Origin of the sequence: Streptomyces sp. NPDC005483 (assembly GCF_040606035.1) — a bacterium.
Taxonomy (GTDB): domain Bacteria; phylum Actinomycetota; class Actinomycetes; order Streptomycetales; family Streptomycetaceae; genus Streptomyces.
The window spans coordinates 226,005-245,225 of record NZ_JBEXEA010000011.1; the positions used below are offsets into that span (position 1 = coordinate 226,005).

The 19,221-nt window shown below is 68.7% G+C and carries 21 protein-coding genes; 2 read left to right on the forward strand and 19 right to left on the reverse strand.

What is annotated here, in order from left to right; translation table 11 throughout:
- Positions 1 to 146: 146 nt before the first annotated feature.
- From ABZT06_RS22790 to ABZT06_RS22810, 5 genes are all read right to left on the reverse strand, one after another.
- Positions 147 to 1,472, reverse strand: a complete 1,326-nt coding sequence (locus ABZT06_RS22790) for a PhoH family protein (protein WP_355743650.1) — start codon at positions 1,470 to 1,472, stop codon at positions 147 to 149.
- Positions 1,473 to 1,785: 313 nt separating this feature from the next.
- Positions 1,786 to 2,559: an isoprenyl transferase gene (locus tag ABZT06_RS22795; RefSeq protein ID WP_355743653.1), complete on the reverse strand. Its 774-nt coding sequence runs from the start codon at positions 2,557 to 2,559 to the stop codon at positions 1,786 to 1,788.
- Between the two features lie 730 nt (positions 2,560 to 3,289).
- Positions 3,290 to 4,078 carry a methyltransferase domain-containing protein gene (locus ABZT06_RS22800; RefSeq protein WP_355743656.1) on the reverse strand — a complete coding sequence of 263 codons (789 nt, stop codon included), beginning with the start codon at positions 4,076 to 4,078 and terminating at the stop codon, positions 3,290 to 3,292.
- 109 nt (positions 4,079 to 4,187) lie between these two features.
- Positions 4,188 to 5,060, reverse strand: a complete 873-nt coding sequence (locus ABZT06_RS22805) for an LLM class flavin-dependent oxidoreductase (protein WP_355743659.1) — start codon at positions 5,058 to 5,060, stop codon at positions 4,188 to 4,190.
- A 41-nt stretch (positions 5,061 to 5,101) separates the two neighbouring features.
- Positions 5,102 to 5,683: a dihydrofolate reductase family protein gene (locus ABZT06_RS22810; protein ID WP_355743662.1), complete on the reverse strand. Its 582-nt coding sequence runs from the start codon at positions 5,681 to 5,683 to the stop codon at positions 5,102 to 5,104.
- 99 nt (positions 5,684 to 5,782) lie between these two features.
- Here ABZT06_RS22810 and ABZT06_RS22815 point away from each other — a divergent pair, with 99 nt between their 5' ends.
- Positions 5,783 to 6,145 carry a DUF192 domain-containing protein gene (locus tag ABZT06_RS22815; RefSeq protein ID WP_355743665.1) on the forward strand — a complete coding sequence of 121 codons (363 nt, stop codon included), beginning with the start codon at positions 5,783 to 5,785 and terminating at the stop codon, positions 6,143 to 6,145.
- Positions 6,146 to 6,418: 273 nt separating this feature from the next.
- Here ABZT06_RS22815 and ABZT06_RS22820 read toward each other — a convergent pair whose 3' ends face one another.
- The 3 genes from ABZT06_RS22820 to ABZT06_RS22830 all read right to left on the reverse strand — a co-directional run bounded on the left by ABZT06_RS22820 (position 6,419) and on the right by ABZT06_RS22830 (position 9,175).
- Entirely contained in the window at positions 6,419 to 7,924 is a 1,506-nt protein-coding gene (locus ABZT06_RS22820) for a S1 RNA-binding domain-containing protein (protein WP_355743668.1), read from the reverse strand.
- Position 7,925: 1 nt separating this feature from the next.
- Positions 7,926 to 8,420, reverse strand: a complete 495-nt coding sequence (locus tag ABZT06_RS22825) for a recombinase family protein (protein WP_355743671.1) — start codon at positions 8,418 to 8,420, stop codon at positions 7,926 to 7,928.
- Between the two features lie 134 nt (positions 8,421 to 8,554).
- Positions 8,555 to 9,175: a hypothetical protein gene (locus tag ABZT06_RS22830; RefSeq protein WP_355743674.1), complete on the reverse strand. Its 621-nt coding sequence runs from the start codon at positions 9,173 to 9,175 to the stop codon at positions 8,555 to 8,557.
- Positions 9,176 to 9,435: 260 nt separating this feature from the next.
- Here ABZT06_RS22830 and ABZT06_RS22835 point away from each other — a divergent pair, with 260 nt between their 5' ends.
- On the forward strand, positions 9,436 to 9,777 hold the full coding sequence (locus ABZT06_RS22835; RefSeq protein WP_355743677.1) for a DUF4333 domain-containing protein: 342 nt from the start codon (positions 9,436 to 9,438) through the stop codon (positions 9,775 to 9,777).
- Between the two features lie 42 nt (positions 9,778 to 9,819).
- On the opposite strand, the gene ABZT06_RS22840 is transcribed toward ABZT06_RS22835, so the two are convergent.
- From ABZT06_RS22840 to ABZT06_RS22890, 11 genes are all read right to left on the reverse strand, one after another.
- Positions 9,820 to 10,326, reverse strand: coding sequence for a hypothetical protein (locus tag ABZT06_RS22840; protein WP_355743680.1), 507 nt, complete (start codon positions 10,324 to 10,326; stop codon positions 9,820 to 9,822).
- A 48-nt stretch (positions 10,327 to 10,374) separates the two neighbouring features.
- Positions 10,375 to 10,872 carry a hypothetical protein gene (locus tag ABZT06_RS22845; protein ID WP_355743683.1) on the reverse strand — a complete coding sequence of 166 codons (498 nt, stop codon included), beginning with the start codon at positions 10,870 to 10,872 and terminating at the stop codon, positions 10,375 to 10,377.
- Positions 10,873 to 10,947: 75 nt separating this feature from the next.
- Positions 10,948 to 12,279, reverse strand: coding sequence for a hypothetical protein (locus ABZT06_RS22850; protein WP_355743686.1), 1,332 nt, complete (start codon positions 12,277 to 12,279; stop codon positions 10,948 to 10,950).
- A gap of 771 nt (positions 12,280 to 13,050) precedes the next feature.
- A complete protein-coding gene (locus tag ABZT06_RS22855; protein WP_355743689.1) occupies positions 13,051 to 13,683 on the reverse strand; it encodes an OmpA family protein in 633 nt (210 codons plus the stop codon).
- An 8-nt stretch (positions 13,684 to 13,691) separates the two neighbouring features.
- A complete protein-coding gene (locus ABZT06_RS22860) occupies positions 13,692 to 14,273 on the reverse strand; it encodes a hypothetical protein (RefSeq protein ID WP_355743692.1) in 582 nt (193 codons plus the stop codon).
- Positions 14,274 to 14,289: 16 nt separating this feature from the next.
- Positions 14,290 to 14,841: a pilus assembly protein TadG-related protein gene (locus ABZT06_RS22865; RefSeq protein WP_355743696.1), complete on the reverse strand. Its 552-nt coding sequence runs from the start codon at positions 14,839 to 14,841 to the stop codon at positions 14,290 to 14,292.
- A gap of 56 nt (positions 14,842 to 14,897) precedes the next feature.
- Entirely contained in the window at positions 14,898 to 15,059 is a 162-nt protein-coding gene (locus ABZT06_RS22870) for a hypothetical protein (protein ID WP_167368204.1), read from the reverse strand.
- Between the two features lie 112 nt (positions 15,060 to 15,171).
- Positions 15,172 to 15,972 (reverse strand): response regulator transcription factor, encoded by an 801-nt coding sequence (locus tag ABZT06_RS22875; protein ID WP_355743700.1) that lies wholly within the window; start codon positions 15,970 to 15,972, stop codon positions 15,172 to 15,174.
- A gap of 29 nt (positions 15,973 to 16,001) precedes the next feature.
- Positions 16,002 to 17,195: a histidine kinase gene (locus ABZT06_RS22880; protein ID WP_355743872.1), complete on the reverse strand. Its 1,194-nt coding sequence runs from the start codon at positions 17,193 to 17,195 to the stop codon at positions 16,002 to 16,004.
- Between the two features lie 167 nt (positions 17,196 to 17,362).
- Positions 17,363 to 18,250 (reverse strand): DUF5936 domain-containing protein, encoded by an 888-nt coding sequence (locus ABZT06_RS22885; protein ID WP_355743875.1) that lies wholly within the window; start codon positions 18,248 to 18,250, stop codon positions 17,363 to 17,365.
- A gap of 16 nt (positions 18,251 to 18,266) precedes the next feature.
- Positions 18,267 to 19,211, reverse strand: coding sequence for a type II secretion system F family protein (locus tag ABZT06_RS22890; protein ID WP_355743703.1), 945 nt, complete (start codon positions 19,209 to 19,211; stop codon positions 18,267 to 18,269).
- Positions 19,212 to 19,221 lie beyond the last annotated feature (10 nt).

The window sequence follows — 19,221 nt, forward strand, 5'->3', positions numbered from 1 at the left end:
GGTGGCAATTCTGAGTTGCGTGTGAAAGCTCACATCCCGTTTGGTCCCAGTGATTTCGAGAAACCTCGACACGCGAAGGCGCCGCCCGGCTAGGCTCTTGGCCTTTCCGGACGGCGCCAACTGGCCCTGGGTGACCCAGGATTGCCTTAGATCTGGCCGTCTTCCAGCATTTCGGTCACAAGGGCCGCAATCTGGGACCTCTCGGACCTCGTCAGCGTGACGTGGGCAAAGAGGGGGTGCCCCTTCAGCTTCTCCACGACGGCGACCACACCGTCGTAGCGGCCGACCCGCAGATTGTCCCGCTGGGCCACGTCATGGGTCAGAACGACCCGTGAATTCGCGCCGATTCGGGACAGAACGGTGAGAAGCACATTCCGTTCCAGGGACTGCGCCTCGTCCACGATCACGAACGCGTCATGGAGCGAGCGCCCGCGGATGTGGGTGAGCGGCAGCACCTCGAGCATGCCGCGCGCGGTGACCTCCTCGATGACCTCGCGGCTGGTGACCGCGGACAGCGTGTCGAAGACCGCCTGCGCCCAGGGGCTCATCTTCTCGGACTCGGAGCCCGGCAGATAGCCGAGTTCCTGCCCACCCACCGCGTACAGCGGACGGAAGACCATGACCTTCTGGTGCTGGCGGCGCTCCAGGACCGCCTCCAGGCCCGCGCACAGCGCGAGCGCCGACTTTCCGGTGCCGGCCCGGCCACCCATGGACACGATCCCGATATCCGGGTCGAGGAGGATGTCCAGCGCGATGCGCTGCTCCGCGCTGCGTCCCTTGATGCCGAACGCCTCACGGTCGCCGCGCACCAGGCGGATGTTGCCGTCGGGTGCGACCCGGCCGAGCGCCTTGCCGCGCTCGGAGTGCAGGGTCAGCCCCGTGTGCACGGGCAGCTCGGAGGCCTCGGGGACGTAGACGTGGCCTTCCTCGAAGAGGATGTCCACCTGCTCGCCGGGCAGGGTCAGTTCGGACATTCCGGTCCAGCCGGAGGAATCCGTGATGGCGAGCTCGGCGCGGTACTCCTCGGCGAGGAGGCCGACCGAGGACGCCTTGATCCTGAGCGGGAGGTCCTTGGACACGACGGTGACGTCGAACCCCTCGGCCTGCAGATTGCGGGCGACCGCGAGGATGCGGGAGTCGTTGTCCCCCAGGCGGTAGCCGCTGGGCAGCACGCTGGGGTCCGAGTGGTTGAGCTCGACACGGACGGTCCCGCCCAGCTCGCCGATCGGGATGGGGGCGTCGAGGCGGCCGAACCGCACCCGGAACTCGTCGAGCAGCCGAAGGGCCTGCCGGGCGAAATAGCCGAGTTCGGGATGGTGCCTCTTCGCCTCCAGCTCCGTGACCACGACGATGGGGAGCACGACCTCGTGCTCGTCGAAGCGGCTCAGGGCGTTCGGGTCGGCCAGCAGGACGCTGGTGTCGAGAACGTAGGTGCGCCGGTCAGGCATACGGCGCTTTGTGCTGGTCACCACGGAAGGACGTACCCCCTCGGATGAGGTCGGGGAGCGACGGAGTGGAGCTGGACCGGTCGACGGCCCGTTTGCACGGGCCGGGGACCGGCCCTCCACTGCTTCTTCCGTGCTGAGATCGCACGGTCGAGCTGGTGCAAAGGGCCTCCCGGGCGGACGGCCCCGTGCCGCCCGCTGAGAACCGACACCCGTGGTTCGGGCATCGACCTGACTGGCTTATGCCCTCGAACATGCGGTGCCATGCCGATGCATATGACGGCGCCCTGGTGAACTCCTTGTTACTTCCGCCCCAAACGGGGTACCGGCCTCGGTTGCGTCAGCCGCCGTAGCGGCGGTGACGGGCCGCGTAGTCGCGCAGCGCGCGCAGGAAGTCCACCTTGCGGAAGGCCGGCCAGAAGACCTCGCAGAAGTAGTACTCCGAATGGGCCGTCTGCCACAGCATGAATCCGGACAGCCGCTGCTCGCCGCTGGTACGGATCACCAGGTCGGGGTCGGGCTGGTCGCCGGTGTAGAGGTGGCGGCCGATCATGTCGATGTCCACGGCCTCGGCGAGCTCCTCCATCGAGGTGCCCTTCTCGCGCGCGTCCAGCAGCATCGACCGTACGGCGTCGGCGATCTCCTGGCGGCCGCCGTAGCCGATGGCGACGTTGACGAGTATTCCGTCGACGTGGGCGGTGGACTCCTCCGCCTCCTTCAGCGCCGTCTGCATCGGGGAGGGCAGCAGGTCGGGGGTGCCGACGTGGTGGACGCGCCAGCGGCCGTCGGCGGCGAGGGTGCGCACGACGTCCTCGATGATGCCGAGGAGGGGGCCGAGCTCCTCCGGCGGACGGTTGAAGTTGTCCGTCGACAGCAGCCAGAGGGTGACGACCTCGACGTCCGTCTCGCTGCACCAGCCGAGGAACTCCTCGATCTTCTCCGCGCCGGCGCGGTGGCCGTCGACAGGGGTGGAGCCGGCGGCCTTCGCCCAGCGCCGGCTGCCGTCCACGATGACACCGATGTGCTTGGGCACCTGGGCGTGGTCCAGGTGGCCTTCCACCCGGCGTGCGTACAGCCTGACCAGCAGGCCGCGCAGCTTGTCGCGCAGGTTCACGTGAAAGTCAGCCCCTTTGAGATGGCGGTCCCCGCGGCTAGAGCGTACCGGGGCTTCCGGGCTCGAACTGCGTGGGGCCTTCTGGCGCATGGGCGAGGGCGGGTCGCCGGGGACCGGTCGCGCCCATGCCGCGGAGCACCTGCCGATACGCGCCCCACGTCCTGGCGGGTACCCCGGCCGCCCCTGTCATGCGCGTCTCGTGCGTACCGGACGCGCGGGTCGAGGGCACAAAAAACGGGCCGGTCCGTGGGGGGGAGACGGACCGGCCCGAGGGGGGGTTTCCACCATAACCCTTCGTGAGGGATGGTGCGTGCATCGGCGTGCCACAACTACTCTCCGGAGTCGGGCGGCGACGGCGCGGTGGTCGGTCGAAGCCCTGTTCATGGGGGTTTCGTGGCCGAATCGCGGCGGAACCATGGGGACATGGGGCATCGCCCGCGTGGGTGACTCCGGGTCGGAACGTTTCTTTGACGCCGGGAAGTGGGCGCGGCACAGCGCAGCCCCCTCCTCTGCGCGGTGCCACCGCGCAGCTTTGCTGGCGCGAATTGCCTCGCCTTGAATTTACGTCAGCCGAGACCCGGATACGAGCCGCCTGGGATAACAATGTGGAAACCCCGTGAAGACCATGGATATGCGGGGCAGATCGGCCCATGATGCGCTCATTGTCCGCTTTACAGCTGTCTGGGGCCTCACCCGCGGGCACTCCTCGGAGGGCCCGCGGGTGGGCACGTCAGGCGAGCGGCTTGCGGGCCTCGAAGAGATGGCGGCTGGTGTGGGCGACGAAGGCACCCTCGGCCTCGATCCGCTCGTGCAGCGACCGCAGTCGGGGTTCGTACTTCTCCACGGTGAAACCGGGGACCATCCACACCACCTTGCGCAGGAAGTGCACGACGGCCCCGATGTCGTGGAACTCCATCCGCAGCCGCTCGGCGCGCAGGTCGACGATCTCCAGACCGGCGGCCTCGGCGGCGGCGCGTTCGCGGTCGGGATGGCGGTCCGAACTCTGTGCCGCGGGCTGCGGGCCGAGGAAGTGCTCGACGAGTGCGAAGACACTGCGCGCGCCGACGTGCTGGGCGAAGTACGTCCCGCCGGGCTGCAGCACGCGCGCGATCTCCGCCCACTGGGGGCTGACCGGGTGCCGGCTGCTGACCAGGTCGAAGGTGGCGTCGGCGAAGGGCAGCGGCGCGTCCTCCGCCGCGGCCACGACCACGACGCCGCGGGGGCGCAGCAGGGCGCTGGCCTTGGTGACGTTCGGCGGCCAGCCTTCGGTCGCCGCGGCGAGCACGGGTGTCCTGCCCCCCTGCCCGAGGGCGAAGTCCATGACCTCGCCACCACCGGTCTGGATGTCGAGCGAGGCGGCGGCGTCGGCCAGCCGTCCGGCCAGTGAGCGCGCGTACCCCCACGAGGTCCGCGCCTCGGTGGCCCGCCCCTCGAACCACGAGAAGTCCCAGCCCTCGGTCGGCACGGCGGCGCCCTCGGCGACGAGGTCCTCGAATGTGCGGGTGCGGTGGGAGGTCATGCGAGTGATCGTCGCAGAGGGATGCGGGCGAGCGCCGCTCAATATTTTCCGCCCCCTCCAGAATTCCGGCCGCGTCAGGATGACCCGCGGATCCACTCCCTCCAGGCGGTCAGAGCACCAGCGGCCGGACGTCCTCCGCGGCGAACCGCACGAAACCCTCCGGGTCGGGTTCGTCGGCCGTCGGCTGGAGGACGACCGTGTCGGCACCGGCGTCGGCAAGCCGCTGGACGGCCTTGGCGACCGCCCCCGCGTCCCCGGCGACTCCGAGGCCGGGGACGTCGGCGAGGCCCTCGCCGGTGAGTTCGGCGCGCAGCCTGGCGGCCGCGTCCGGCCCGGTGGCGGTCAGGAGGTAGACGATGACCCGGTGCGGATCCGTCCGCCCCGCCTTGTGCCGTCCCTCGTCGATGAGCAGGCGGGCCCGGCGGACACCCTCGGGCGGGGTGCCGGCGGTGAGCACCGTGCCGTCGGCGGCCTCGCCGGCCAGGCGGAGGGTGCGCGGGCCGGTGGCCCCGGTGAGCACCTCTACGGGACCGTCGGGCGGCCAGTCGAGGGCGACGTCGTCCAGCGAGACGTACCGCCCCCGGGTGGTGACGCGTTCGCCGCCCAACAGGGCCCGCAGCGCGGCGAGATACTCGCGCAGCAGGGCGAGCGGCGACTCCGCCCGCGCTCCCACCTGTCCCATCCAGTCCTGCACCCCGTGGCCGACGCCGATGACCGCCCGCCCCGGGAACATCCGGTGCAGGGTGGCCGTCTCCATGGCCGTGACGGCGACGTTCCGCAGGGGGACCGGAAGCAGCCCGACACCGATCCGCACCCGCTCGGTCCACGCCAGGGCGGCAGCGGCGGTCGAGATCCCGCCCTCCAGGAAGCAGTCCTCCCACAGCCAGAGCTCTTCGAGCCCCGTCTCGTCCGCGAGCCGGGCGAGGGCCCGCAGCCGCTCGGGAGGGAGCTGGGGACGGAACACCGCGCCGAGTCCGGTCATGCCGTCCTTCCTACCCATGGGGCAGGCGCGGGACAACTTCTTTACGTCGCCGTGCTGCTGTCCGTTTCCGGTTGGTACCGCAGCAGTACGACACCGTTGCCGAAGGTGTGCGACTCGACGAGCCGGAGCGAGGTCAGCGTGTCGATGTGCGGGAAGAGGGGCCTGCCCCGGCCGACGAGCACGGGGTGGACGTAGATCCGCAGCTCGTCGACGAGGCCGTACCGCAGAAAGGACTCCCCCAAGCCGGCCCCGCCCAGCGCGAGATCACCGCCCGGCTGCTCCTTCAGCGCGCGCACCTCTTCCGGTACGACCTCACGGACGAGGGTCGAGTTCCAGTCGACGTGTGTGAGGGTCCGGGAGTAGACGACCTTGGGGAGGTCCCGCCAGATCGGGGCGAACTCCCTGACGGAGGCAGGGGCGTCGGGGTCGGCGTCGGCGGTGGGCCAGTAGTCGGCCATGAGCTCGTAGACGACCCGGCCGTGGAGCAGCCCGCCCATGGACGCGATCGTGGCGTTCATGTGCGTGTGCAGCTCGTCGTCGACCCTGTGCCAGCTGATGTCGCGGTCGGGGCCCTCGATGTAGCCGTCGAGGGACATGCCCATCATCAGGACGATTTTCCGCATCGGACACCTGACCTCGGCAGTGGAGAGACGATCGACTCCCACGGTAGCGGGGACGACGGGGACGGCGTGGGAACGCCATGACGGAAAGGTGGCTCCGGGATGGGGCGTTGGCAGGACGGTCGCGGAAAGCTGGTCGTGCACGGCGAGCGGGGGGAGGTCGCCGTACCGCTGGAGATCGCCTCCTCCTACCGCGCCCGGACGAAGGGACTGCTCGGCAGGGACTCCGTCGACGGGGCCCTGCTCCTCTCCCCCGCGGGCAGCGTGCACACCTTCCGCATGCGGTTCCCCATCGACGTCGCCTACCTCGACCGCGGGCTCCGCGTCATCGCCGTACGCACGATGAAGCCGGGACGGCTGGGGCTGCCGCGGGTGCGGTCGCGGCATGTGCTGGAGGCGGGGGCGGGGGTGATGGAGGGGTGGGGGGTGGGGGTGGGGGTGCGGGTGGAGGTTGTTGTGGAGTGAGGGTGCGTGGCGTGAGAGTGGTGGAGCTGCCTCAGCCGAACGCGCTGACGCCGAGTTCGGAGGCCGGGATCCGCATGGCGGGGCGACTGCCTGTGCTGATTGCGACGTAGCAGCCGAACAGTCCCTTGACCAACTCGCCCCCGTTCATCTCCCGCAACTGCCGGTCGAACGGTTGCCTCGGGATGGGCCAAGGAGACTATGTGCGAGGTCAACTCACCTGATTCAGCACCGGACTTGTACCTCTGCTCCTTGCGTATACGGGCAGTCGTTTCGTCAGGAATGGCGATCTCCCCCGCGGCGCGGTGTACGAGCCTGCGTCTGAGACAGGGCAATGCGACGCCGCGCGAGATCGACATCGATGATCTTCACAGTGAGAGCGTCACCGACCCTGACGACGTCCCCGGGCGACTCATCCAGCTCGCTGGTGTGCACGAGCCCGTGGAAGCCGTCCTCTCGGTCTTCGATGCGGACGAAGACACCGAACGGGAGAATATTGGTGACCGGTCCGGTGACCACCTGCCCGATCCGCTGTGCTACCTGCGGCAAGGGGTCTTCCTGCACTGATCGAAGCGACAGCGGCACTCGCTCCCGGATCATGTCGACGTCGAGGACTTCGGCTGTGATCTCCTGGCCTACGCCGACGACGTCGGACGGGTGGTTGATCGGCCGCCAGGACAGCTCCGGAATGTTGATCATCGCGGTGAAGCCGCCGATGTCCACGAAGGTGACGCCGAAGCTGGCGATGGTCGTCACCGTGCCGGTGACGACCTGGCCGCGCCGCAGGGTCTTCAGGAATACCCAGTCCCGGTCGCTGGGCGTCGGCTCGGTCTGCCAGCGTGCGCGGAGAATACCGTCGCTGTCGGGCAGTACAGCGGTGAACAGCGGGTGCCGCTCATCGGCAGCCAGGGACAGGACGCCGGCAGAGGACGCGCCGACGAGCTGGGAGGTCACTGCCTCGAACTGCGTCTCGTCCGCGACCGTGCTGGTGATCCGCCCGTCCTCGTCCTCCCAGATGATTTCCACCAGGCCCTCGTCGGGCAGAGAAGCCATGGCCGCGTCGACGTCGGTGAGCGGTTCTGGCCAGACCGCCAGCTGCGCGCGAGGGGTCAGCTGGGCGCGCACCGCCTTGAGGTTGTCACGGGTGAGGCGGTGCCATCGGGAGGCGTTCGCGGCGTAGGTCTCCTCCAGGAACGTGGCACGGTGGGCGCTGACCGCCCAGTACAGGCGGCCCCAGAAGTCGGCATCGGCCGGACGCTGCACATGCTGTGGGTCGTCGGGGGCAAAGTCGTACGGCGATGCGTGCAGGCGTTCCGGAAACAGGCCGAGCGAACGGGTGCGGTTCAGCGCCGCGTCGCAGGGGCTGCTACTGCCCACATAGAGGTACTGGTCCCAGCCGACGTGGACCGCGAACGCTCCCCCCGCCTCCAGGCGGCACCAGGCGCCGTTGTCGCGGAGCATGGCCCGGACGAGTTCCAGGCCGACAGCGATCGGCACCAGAGCACCGTCGTGGAATCCGGTGAGGCCGGCCGGGAACAGGCCGGCCAGGCCGTAACCGTCGACCGGTGGCTCCGAGCCGAAGTGGGCGAAGCCGCCGATCTGCGGCTCACGGATGGCCAGCCAGCTGACACCGGTTTCCTCGGCGAAGGCGGCGACGGCCCGCAGGTAGGCGGCTTCGACCGGTCCGTGATCGCCGGTCGCTGGCTCGCCGCCGGTGTAGTGGCCGTACTCATCGCGGTCGGCAGGGTCGTACTTGGTGACCCGGTAGACGTAGGGCAGCACGTCACTGCCCCACAGCCGGCGAAGGCGCCGGTGCGCTCTGGTGGCGTTCGGTGAGCTTGGGCTGCTTCCCCTCGAGTTCGACCTTGGCCCCCGCCACCGCCATGCCTTCGCGGGCGCGCATGCGCAGGAGGTCGACCTCGAACTCGGCGAAGGTGGCCAGGATGTCGAAGAACGTCCTGCCCATCGAGTCGGCGGGGTCGTAGAGGGTGCCGCCGAGCGAGAGCTTGACGCCGCGGGCGGTGAGCGAGTCGCCGATGTCGCGGGCGTCGGGAACTGAGCGTGCGAGGCGGTCGAGCTTCGGAACGACGAGGGTGTCGCCGACCCGCACGGCCGCGAGGGCCTGGGCCAGGCCGGGCCGGTCGCGGTTGGTTCCGGTCAGTCCGTGGTCCAGGTAGATCCGGTCCCCCCGGACGTGCAGGCTGAGCAGGATCTCGCGCTGGGCGGTGAGGTCCTTCTTGTCCAGACCGCATCTCGCGTAGCCGACGCGTTCGCTCACGTCCGGCAGCGTACGGTAAGCCCCCGTTCAACGTACACAGGTCGATCATCCCGGCCAAGCAAGATCACATTGATCGACGAGGGTTCTCCTGACGTACGCCGGCGGACGATCCCGCAGGGAGTGCCCAGCATGTGTCAGGGCCCAGGCGAGTTGGTGAAGTACTCGCGGGAGTCCCCGCGCATGGAGCGCGCCAGCTCGGCGATGTGCCTTGCCTGGCCGACGGAGAGGCGTCGTGCCTCCCACAGCAGAGCCGCGGCCTCCACCGCCTCCGGGGTCGGAGGTGGTGGCATCTCACGCAGGTAGACGCTGGTCAGCGCGGCCAGTTCTCGGGCGTCGATCCCCAGCAGGGCTGCGAAGTCCGTCACCATGCGGGGCGTCAACTCCTGGCGGCCGAAGCCGATCGCACTGTACGTGGACGCAGACAGGTAGGTGGGCGTCACCACGGCCAGGAGCTTTCCCATGCCCGTCCAGCCCAGATTGCGGTACTGGAGCATGCGTATGACCCAACCGCCCGGATGAGCAAGGGGCGCGAGTCGCTTCGGGGTGAAGACGGAAATTCGCTCCTCCTGCGGCAGTGCGTGGATGAGCTGCCGGAGTTCACGCCGTTGCGGAACAGGGAGGTGCAGCGCATCCAGCACGATGTGCGGTGCCCACCGCTCGGCCGCGGCGTCCAACGGCGCCAACTCGTCCGGGACCGCCAGCCCGGCGAGGAAGCGCCTACGACTGCTGGGCGGTTCCCCGTGTAGGGACGGCATTACGGCCGACGGCAGGACCACTGTCAGGCCGTACGGGGCGTAGGTAACTAGAGTGGTGCCGGACCAGGTTGGATACACCAGGTGTCGTTCGGTAGTGGCGTTCCGTGGGCGGGCGTGTTCTGAGCGGCTGGTGGCGCGAGCCGAGCGCAGGTGACAACGGGGAGTCGGGCATGGCAGCAGCCCGCCCCACCCCCACAGCCCTTGGCCACCCCCGGGGTAGAAGACAACCAATTCACATGATGGGAATTCACTAGAACATGATGAGACTGCCCGCCGGGACTTCCATTCTTACAACCGTAGCGGTCGGCGCTCTGCTAGCCGGATGCTCGGCCTCGGTCGACTTTGGAAAGTCAGAACCGAAGATGTCTGCGGAAAAGCTGGCCACTCTGGTTTCCGAAAAGCTCGCCTCCACGACGGGACAGCCGAAGCCAAACATCAGCTGCCCCGGAGATGTTGTGGGCAAAGTCGGCAATACCACCCGGTGCAAGCTGACAGCCAACGATGGAAGCACCTTGGGTGTGACGGTCACTGTGACTTCTGTCGACGGAGACCAGATCAACTTCGACTTCGAGGCCGATGCCACGGCTTCCCCCGCGAGTTGACCACTCGAAGAGGTTCCTGCGCGTCTCCCAGAAGCTGCGCTTTCACAGTCGGCCGGAGATGACTCCCCGCCAGGTCCAGCCGGACTTCAGGACCACTTCCTGGAGCGGATCCTTGAGGTCGCCGCTGTCGAAGCTGAAGGTCTCCTCTCGATTGCCGTCCTCGCCCCGGCTCAGCGACCATTGCTTCGAGACGGTCTTTACCTGACCGCGCTGAGCTTCGGACGACAACGAGAGCCTGGGGGTGCCACCGAGCCACTCGACCTCGAATTGCTGGTCAAGGCCACGGACTTCGCTCTTCTCGGGAACCAGGCGCATATAGACCTTGAACACTCGGCTCAACTGGCTGCGCAGGAAGAAGGTGCGCCAGGCCGGCTCCAGGACACGCCATTCGGCCACCAGATCCGCACGTTCTTCCCGGCCGCCCCGAATGACGTATGGAACGTCAGCGCTGTTGAGGCCGAGCAAAGCAGCGCGTACCTCATCTGCCGACAGCGGAGCAATGTCGTCAGCCGGACGCTTGGTTCCGGTCAGTTTGTCGAAGAGTCCCATAGCCGCAACATATGAGGCCACAGGTTGCAAGTGCAAGGTCGGTCCGGGCTATGACGCTGTATCAGTGCGCGGCCGGACCGTGCGCACGAAGCCCTCGAAGTCGTCCAGAACTCTGCAGTGTTGGGCAGCAGTAGACGTCAGCACCAAACGGATCACCACCCGATTGTGCGGATCCGCGGTGTCCAACAGGGACAGGTAGACCTGAGTCTGAACGATGTCACGGGGGGTGCCGCCCACAGCGGTCGAGACGGCCAGTTTCTGGAGGAGACCGGGAGCCTCGGCGGACCCCATTTCGCGTCGATCAGTGAGGACGACTGACGCACCCGCCTCACGCAGCCGTTCCAGCGACCCGTCAGCCATCTCGGGAAGCGCCGCCAAGTCCGGGCGATACTCGCCGTCGATCGTGATGTTGGCGGTGAAACCAGCATCCGGTTGTGGATGCAAGGCAATGAACGCCGCTCCCGGCGCACCGACCTCGTCCGGCGGTGCGGCACTCCAGCCCTCCGGCAGCTCGAACTCGATCGATACCGGCAGAGTCGTGGCCATCTCGGTCTCTCCTTGCTCCTGTTGTGCGGCCACCGGGGCACGCGTACGCCTCTGACGACGATGCGGAATCCTGCGTCAGATCAGGCTGCCGATCCCGTCGGCGATATCGCCGACGGTGTCTGCGACCTTTCCCGGGTCGACGGTGAACTCAAAGCCGACGGCGCCGCCGAGTCCGAAGGCGAGACCAGTGTGCGTCGTGACCTTCCACTTGCCGTCTTCAGCCTTGCCGAAGGTCGCTTCCCCCTCTGCCCCGGCACCGGCCCAGCCTTCAGCCGACGCACCCGCTCCGACACCCCCGACGTCGGCTCCTCCTGAGACGCTGCCCTTCGCCCCGGCGAACGCATCTCCCCCCACGGCCAAGCCATCCCGGTTGGCGGTGGTTGTACTGCTTGCCTCAACGCCGCCCAGGCCCTCGGTCCGTCCGTAGAGGCCGACAGGGCCGAGATAGGCGCTGCCTTTGGCCGAGGCCTCGCCGCCGGCGAAGGCGCTGCTCTGACCCTGGAGGCCCTCGTTCGTGCCACTGCCGCTCACCGACGCCTTGGCCCCGGCGTACGCCTCGGCTTCTCCGGCAAGCTGGAACGAGCCGTTGGTCAGGGTGCCTTCAGCCAGTGCGCGGCCAAGGTCAGCATGAGCCTCGGCCTCTCCCAGTTTGCCGTCCCCGGTATTGGGCCCGGACGCCGATACTCCGACTCCGAGCCCGGAGACCTCCGTCTTGCCTTCGGTGACCCACCCGTATGTCTCTGTCTTGGCGTCTTTCTTCTTCAACTCGGCCGCACGGGTGGCGCGGGCGTCGTCGAGAGACGTGACGACCTTGCTGTTGAAGTCACTTCGGCTTGCGCCGCGGTCCCGGCGCAGAGCCCAGCACGCGGTCTCGTCGGCGTCGGCTGCGCGTTGCAGGACTGCTTCGATACGGCGGACGAAGGCGTCGCAGGCCTGTTGCTGCTCGCGGACGAGGGCCTGGCTGTCGGGGTCGTGGCGGGCGCCGGGGTTCTGGGAGAGGTCGTTGCGTGGGGTGACCGTGCCGGTGGCGCCGACGTGGAAGCCTTGCTTCTCAGCCTCGACTGCGGCGAGGTGGTGGAGGTCGGCCTTGGCCTTCTTCAGCGCGGCGTGCAGGGTGGTGAGGACACCGAAGATGCCTTCGGCTTCCTTCTGGGCGTCCGCGAATCCTTGGTGGGCGGCCCGTACATCGTTGTCCGCCTTGGCGGCAGTCAGCAGCGGCCGCCGCCAGCCGGCCTTCCTGAAGGGCCCCGCGACCTCGTCGCCGAACGCGGCGTGCAGGCCCTTGAACTTGCCGACCGTCTCCTCCCAACGGTCAGCCGCTGCTAGGAGATTGCTGAGGTTGAGGTGGTAGAGCTGCTCGTACGTCGGCATGACGCTGTGGATCCCCCGTGAAGTGGTGTGGCTCATCAGACGGCGGTTGCCCTAGGAGGGTGGCGAGTTGGAGCTGTTCAACCGAAAGGCGAGTGCTGCGCAGACAGAGAGCTCATGGTCTGCGTGTTCACCGGTTCGGTGTTCCGGTACAGCATTCCTCAACGCCCGGCCGAGCTATGCCGAGCGGGTCTCGTCCATAGGATGCCCGCCACTTACGTGTCCGTCCCGCGATGTCCTGCGCGCCGGTGCCCGCGCGATTCAGGGCTGCCGGATCTTCGATGTCCGTGCCGCCAGACATGTCCCATCCCCCCATGCTTTTCCGCTCCGTGCGGGGCGAGGCTTTCGATATGAAGCAAATTCGTCGGCGACGCGCCAGCAAAATTATCACCTGGACGCTTGGCCTCCCGAAGCCCTCGAACGGAGTTCTGGCTCTGAGCGGGCGAAGGGGAGTGAGGACATCCGGCCTCCCTGCGCCCCACGTCCTTTCGGCGCCGCACAGCTCACGAGGCGCTCCCAACCCGCGTCCGGCCTGGGTGATGAGGTCGTGGATGTACTTGGCTTCGCCGATGGCTGGAAGCAACGGTTTTCGCGCCCTCCGCGATGCCGATGACAGTTACGTCGGGGTCGGCGTGGTGGAGGGCCCAGTTTTGCGGCAGATCTGTTCGAATTGGGGGCCCAGGACGTTGCTGGTGAAGCGACGGCAGCTGGCCTTCCAGACACGGCCGGCGCTGCAGGGGCCTGGATAGAGAAGTACGCCTCTATAAAACGTATCTCTGCATCCCAGGCCCTGCTCCGCGCTCGCCTGCGTCAGCTCTCCCCCCGCGGGAACGACACCTCCACCCGGCGGTTCTTCTTGCGGCCCGCCTCTGTCGTGTTGGAGGCGATGGGGTAGTCCTCGGAGTAGCCGCGGACCTCGTAGGTGATGCCCGAGTCCTTGAGCTCCTGGTCGAGGACGTCCTGTACGGCGTTGGCGCGGTTGCGGGAGAGGGTGAGGCCGTGGGCGTAGCTGCCGAGGTTGTCGGTGAAGCCGAAGACGCGGATCTGGGTGGCGTTCTGGTTCTTTATCTCCGCCGCGATCGCGGAGATACGCGCCTTCGCCTCGCCGTTCAGCTTCGCGCTGTCCTTGCTGAACAGGACCTCTGCCTGGAGGGCGAACTTCACGTCCGCGTTGGTGTCCTCACGCCGTTCGTCTCCGCTCTGGTCCTCCACGACCTGCTTGATGTCCAGGACCTTCGGCTCGGCGAGGGTGGCGCCTTCCGGGAGCTTCAGGTCCGGGTCGTTGGGGTCCACCTCGACGGGCGCGGTGGCGGAGGGTTCGGTGCCGGGCGGGACGCTGGGTCCGCCGTCGTCGGCCTGGGCCGGGGTGAGGGTCAGGGCCGCCATCAGTGAGGCGACGGTGATGGTCAGGGCCAGGCGGGGTGGGGTTCGGGTGGCGGTCATGGTGGGCGTCATCCGGAGATCTGGATGGTGGCGGAGGCGAAGGTGGGGAGCTGGAAGGTGACGTCGGTCGTGCTGGTCGGCGGGGCCGGGAACTGGACGAAGACGGCCAGGGATTCGCCGGGTTGCAGCGACGAGAAGCCGGTCGTCGTCAGCGGTCGTCCGTCCGTGTCGCGCAGCACGTAGTAGCGCTTCTTCGACGTGGCGTCCACCAGGGTCGCGCCCCCGAGTGACATGCCGTGCCGGAGGATCTCCGTCTCGTCTCCGCGCACCGCGGGGGGGATGGTGATGCGCTTGGAACCGTCGTTCTTCAGGTTGCCGTTGACCGTGACGAAGCCGCCGGCGTCGCGCGTGGCCGAGGTGATCTGGAGCAGCAGCCCGCTCGAACCCTTCAGCTCCGCCATCGGCTCGTCGGACTCGCCTTCCTGAGTACTCGGGTCGGAGCCGCCCGTGCGGGAGGCCGACGCCGGCGTCTCCGGCTTCTTGTCGTCGTCCCCTCCACCACTGCAACCGGCCACACCGACGGCCAGTCCGGCCACGATCGTCAACGCGACCATCCCCCTGCGGGCCTTCGCCGTGAACCGAATGCTCATCACTCCGCTTCCTTCGTCACTCGTCGTTCGCTTGTGCCAGGTGGACGTCGAAGAGGTCCTCCGGTCCGGGCAGATCCGTTAGGTCGTGCGGGTCCAGGGTCCACTCGACGTCGCCCTTGCAGGTGAGCTTTGGCAACGCTTCCGCGTCTTCGCCAGGCGGTTTGAACCCGCAGATCGGTTCTATGACCGCCGTGGCGGACTGGGTCGACTGCTTGCCCTCGACTCCGGGGACTATGGAATCACCGACGGTCTTGTTCGTCTTGACATCGACCTTGTAGCCCGGAAGCAGCCCCGGGAGCGATTGGCAGTCCACAGTGGTGGCGTCGTTCTGCGCGGCCAGTTCGTCTGCCCGTGCGCAACCGTCGAAGTCCACTCCCACGCCGTCGAAGATGTCCTGCCACTTGGTGGGATCGAGGACGTTCTCCACCCACTTGTCGGTGAGCTTGTCCCGCGTGTCCAGGGCCGCTGCCAGCGCCGCGGCGTCGGCCGCCGTCTGGGCGCCGTTCCGGTTGGCCGCGGCCTGTCCGACCGCCAGGAAGGCGAACGCGAGAAAGAGCAGGCCCGCCACCACCGTGATGTAGATGGGGAAAGCCTGCCCTGCGTCGTCGTGACTGCGAAGCCCGGTCAGCCGCTGATGACTTCGTTGACCTTGTCCACGATCGCGGTGTAGATCGTGTTGCCGATGTCCGTCCCCGTGATCGCCAGCACGATCGCCACCACCACCGCGATGATGCCCAGGTACTCGACCGCGGTCTGACCCTTGTCGTCGTTGAACCGGTTGCTCATCGTGTGACCCTTCGGTGTCGCCGCCATCGACCACCGGAACGTAGACCTGCGGATCCCGATCGGCGCAGGGCCCCTGGGCCCAAATCCGGGCCCAACCTCGCATCGGCACGGCTCACCCCACCCCTCGGCCCGGACTCGGCGCCGTGCCCAGCCACTTGGCGGCGGCCTCGGAGCGGCTCGTGCTGTGGAGCTTGGCGAAGATGCGGTTGATGTGGTTCTTGACCGTCTTCTCGCTGATGAAGCAGGCGGCGGCGATCTGCTGGTTGGTCATGCCGGATGCGATGAGGTCCATGATCTCCGCCTCCCTCGCGCTGAGTTGGAAACTCGACCTGTCCGATGATGACGACTGTGCCATAGATGGTTGCAGTTGCGAAAGCCCTTTGAGGGGAATTGGCTTTGCAGGTAAGGGGAGATGGGGTGCGGCGTGTGCATTCGCATCGCGTAGGTGGGTCAGTAGGGCGCCCGCCGCCGTGGGGGTGAGGTGGGTGCGGCCCCGCGCGGTGTCCCGTACGGCCGAGGCGAGCTGGTCCGCCGTGAACTCGCCGTGGACGAGGTAGCCGTCGGCTCCCCTGCGCAGCGCCTCCCGGACCGTCTCCGGTTCGCCGCTGTACGTGAGCATCAGCACCGGGGCGATCGGCACGAGGTACGGGAGCGCCGAGATGCCGTCCACGCCCGGCATCCGGACGTCGAGGAGGACCACGTCCGGGTGGTGCAGGGTCGCGGCCTCGTAGGCTTCCCGGCCGTCCGCCGCCTCCGCCACGACCGTGATGTCCGGGCGGCCCGAGAGGAGGGCGGTGAGGCCCGCTCGGACCACCGGGTTGTCGTCGGCGACGACGATCCGGACGGGGGTGGCCGGGGCCGTCGGGAACAGCGCGATCGGCGGGGTGGAGGAGTGCTGGGGGTCGTCCGGCATGGCACGGCCTCCTCTCGTGGGGTGGGGGGTCATCGGTTCGACTTCTCGGGTGACAGGGGCAGTTGCAGGAGCACTTCCGTGCCCCTGGCGTCCGCGCCCTCGCCGATGTGGAGACGGGCGCCCACCGACTCGGCGCGTTCCACCATGCCGACCAGGCCGAAGTGGCCGGAGCGGCGGAGTGCGTCGAGGGTGGTGTCCGGGGGGAGCCCGCGGCCGTCGTCCCGGACGCTGATGCTGAGCAGTTCGTGGTCGGGGTCGATGTCCGCCGTGACGTCGACGCGGGTGGCCTCGGCGTGCCGGTGGGCGTTCTCCATCGCCTCCTCGGTGATGGAGAGGAGTTGGCGGGCCACGGGGTGGGGGACGGCGAGGGTGGGGTGAGGGCGGGTGGGGGGCCGGTAGGTCGCGGGGATGGTCGTACGGGCGCTGAAGTCCCTTGTGCGGGCGGCCAGTTCTTCGAGTACGTCCGTCGTGGGGGCCGTGTCCCGGCGCAGGTCCGTGAGGAGTTCGCGGGACTCCGTCGCCGCTCTGCGGGCCGCCCGGGCCACGAGTTCGGCCTGCTGTTTCAGCAGGTCCGGGTCCGGGGTGGGGGCTGCCGCGGAAGCTGCCAGGCCCTCGGCCGCCAGGGCCACCCCGTGGAGGGTCTTCGCCACCGAGTCGTGCATCTCCCTCGCCAGACGCGCCCGTTCCTCGCCGATCGCCTCCGTCACCGCCAGGCGTGCCTTCATCGCGGTGAGGGCCTGGGTCGCGGTGCCGAAGCGGAGCAGGAGGTTGCGCAGGGTGGAGCCGACCGCGCCCGTGATCACGCAGAAGCCGGGGAGGAGAAGGAAGTCGGCGGGGGTGGTGTTCGGGTGCGGGAGGGCCGTCTGGGCCAGCAGAAGGATCAGTGACTGGAGGGACGCGAAGACCGCGGCGCCCCGCCAGCTGTACGCGATGCCGGCGAGGAGGGGGGTGCAGACACTGACGTAGGCGAGCGTGGTGTCGGGGCCCGCGGAGATCAGCAGGAGGCTGGCGAAAAGGGTGTCCGCGGCGAGCAGGGTGGGGTGGCGCAGGAGGAGGGGGCCGAAGCGTTCCCAGTCCCTGAAGAGGGCGTACGAGACCATGAAGGTGACGACCACCGCGGCGCCGACGAGGCGGGTGCCGAGGCCGGGGTTGGCGTTGAGGAGGGCGGCGGGCGCGGCCAGGGCGATCATCGCCAGACGGAAGCCGAAGACCTGGCGGCACATGGCCTGGAGGGCGTTGACCTGGATGTCCAGTGTGGGTGCGGGTGGCCCCGTCACCGGCTGAGCACCATCGGCGGCCGCGCCTCCGATCGAATGCACCGGCCTTCGCACCACCCCGCCGGGCCGTCGCCCCACCCTCCGCGCACCCGTCATGGACACCCCCCGCCCCCCTACTTCCCCGTGACCGAGCCGAAGTCGGTGCCCGAGCCGAGCAGGAGCCCCGCGGCCAGCAGGAGCATCGTGGCCGGGACCATGAAGGTGGTGATCATCATGGTGGCCTTGGGGACCGCGCGGGCGGCCTTGCGGCGGGCGTTCTGGGCGTCCGTGCGGCGCATGTCCTTGGCCAGGGAGACCAGGGTGTCCACGATGGGCGCGCCCAGTTCCTCGCCCTGCTGGAGTGCCGTCACGAACATCGCGACCTGTTCGGAGTCGTTGCGGCGGCGCAGCTCCGCGAAGGCCTGGCGGCGGCTCATGCCGAGGTCCATCTGGCGGAGCGTGATGCGCAGTTCGTCGGCCCAGGGGCCCTCGTACTTGGAGGCCACCCGGTCCAGGGCCTGGCGGAAGCCCAGGCCCGCGCTCACCACCACCGCCAGCACGTCCAGGAAGTCGGGGAGCGTGCGCTCGATGACGTCCTTCCTGACCCGGATCGCCGACCAGATGCCGACCTCCGTCCAGAACGCCCCGAAGGCCAGGAGCAGCAACGCCACCAGCACCTGCCCCCGCAGCAGGAACACCAGGAAACCCAGGGCGCCGAGGAAGCCGTACACCGCCCTGCGGGCCGCGTAGCGGTTGATGGTCAGGCCGCCCGGGTTGCCCGCCAGGTCGATCTTGCGGCGGTACTTCGCCACCTGTTTGGGGCCCATCAGGCGAAGGACCGCGGGGGCGTAGCGCATGCCCATCCGGTCGATCAGGGAGTCGACCGCGCCGGTGCGGGTCGAGCCGACCTCCAGTGCCAGGACCAGGTCGCTGGGCAGTTTCGCCTCCGCCCGGTACATGCGGAGGCCGGCGAAGACGCCCCACACGCTCACGGCCATCAACAGGGCCAGCCCGAATGCGATCACAGCCACCCCCTCCTCAGACGTCGATCCGTGACAGGCGGCGGATCAGGATGAATCCCACCGCGTAGAGCGCGAACGCGATGATCACCGCGCCCTGGCCGAGCGGCGAGCCCGTCATCCGCTCCAGCGCGCCGTCCTTCACGCCGTTCATCAGGAACAGCGAGCCGATGCCCAGGACCGGGACCGCGTACGACGTCATGTTCACCTGGGAGAGCTGGGTGCGGACCTCGCGCCGCGTCTCCTTGCGCTCCTCCAGGGTTTCGGTCAGGTTGCGCAGGGCACTGACCACCTGTCCGCCGGCCCGGTTCGACAGCACCAGGGTCGTCACCAGGACCACCAGTTCCCGGGACGGCAGCCGCTTCGCCATCTCGTCGAGCGCGTCCTCCATCGCCACACCCACCGCCAACTGGTTCGCCACGTTCGCCAGTTCCTCCCCGGCCGGCGCCTCCAGCTCCTCCGCCGCCATGCCGATCGCGGTGCGCAGGGCGAGGCCGGCGTGGGTGGCGTTGGCCAGGATGCGGGCCAGTTCGGGGAGTTGGTTGATGAACTTCTCGATGCGCTTCTGGCGCTGCCAGTTGAGGAACTGCACCGCCGCCCACACGCCCGCAAGGCCGGCCAGCGGGCCGAAGAAGGGCGCCAGCATCGCCTGGCCGATCAGCCACAGGCCCCCGACGAGCCCGATCATCGCCGCGAAGAACTCGCCCGGCGTCACGTCGAGACCCGTCGCCGCCAGCCGCAGTTCCAGCTCCCGGCCGAGCCGGGTGCGGCGCAGCCGCCGGTCCAGGTCGCGGAAGTGCCTGCGGCGGCCGGTGTACGGCACCTGGCCCGCGGCCGACAACCGGTCGACCAGTGCCGCCCGCTGCGCCCGCCCCCTGGCGTAGAAGTGGACGCCCACGACGGCGAGCGCGCACGTCAGCAGCGTGACGCCGATGGTGAGCGTGACTAGGGTCTGCAGGTCCATGAGGGTGCGT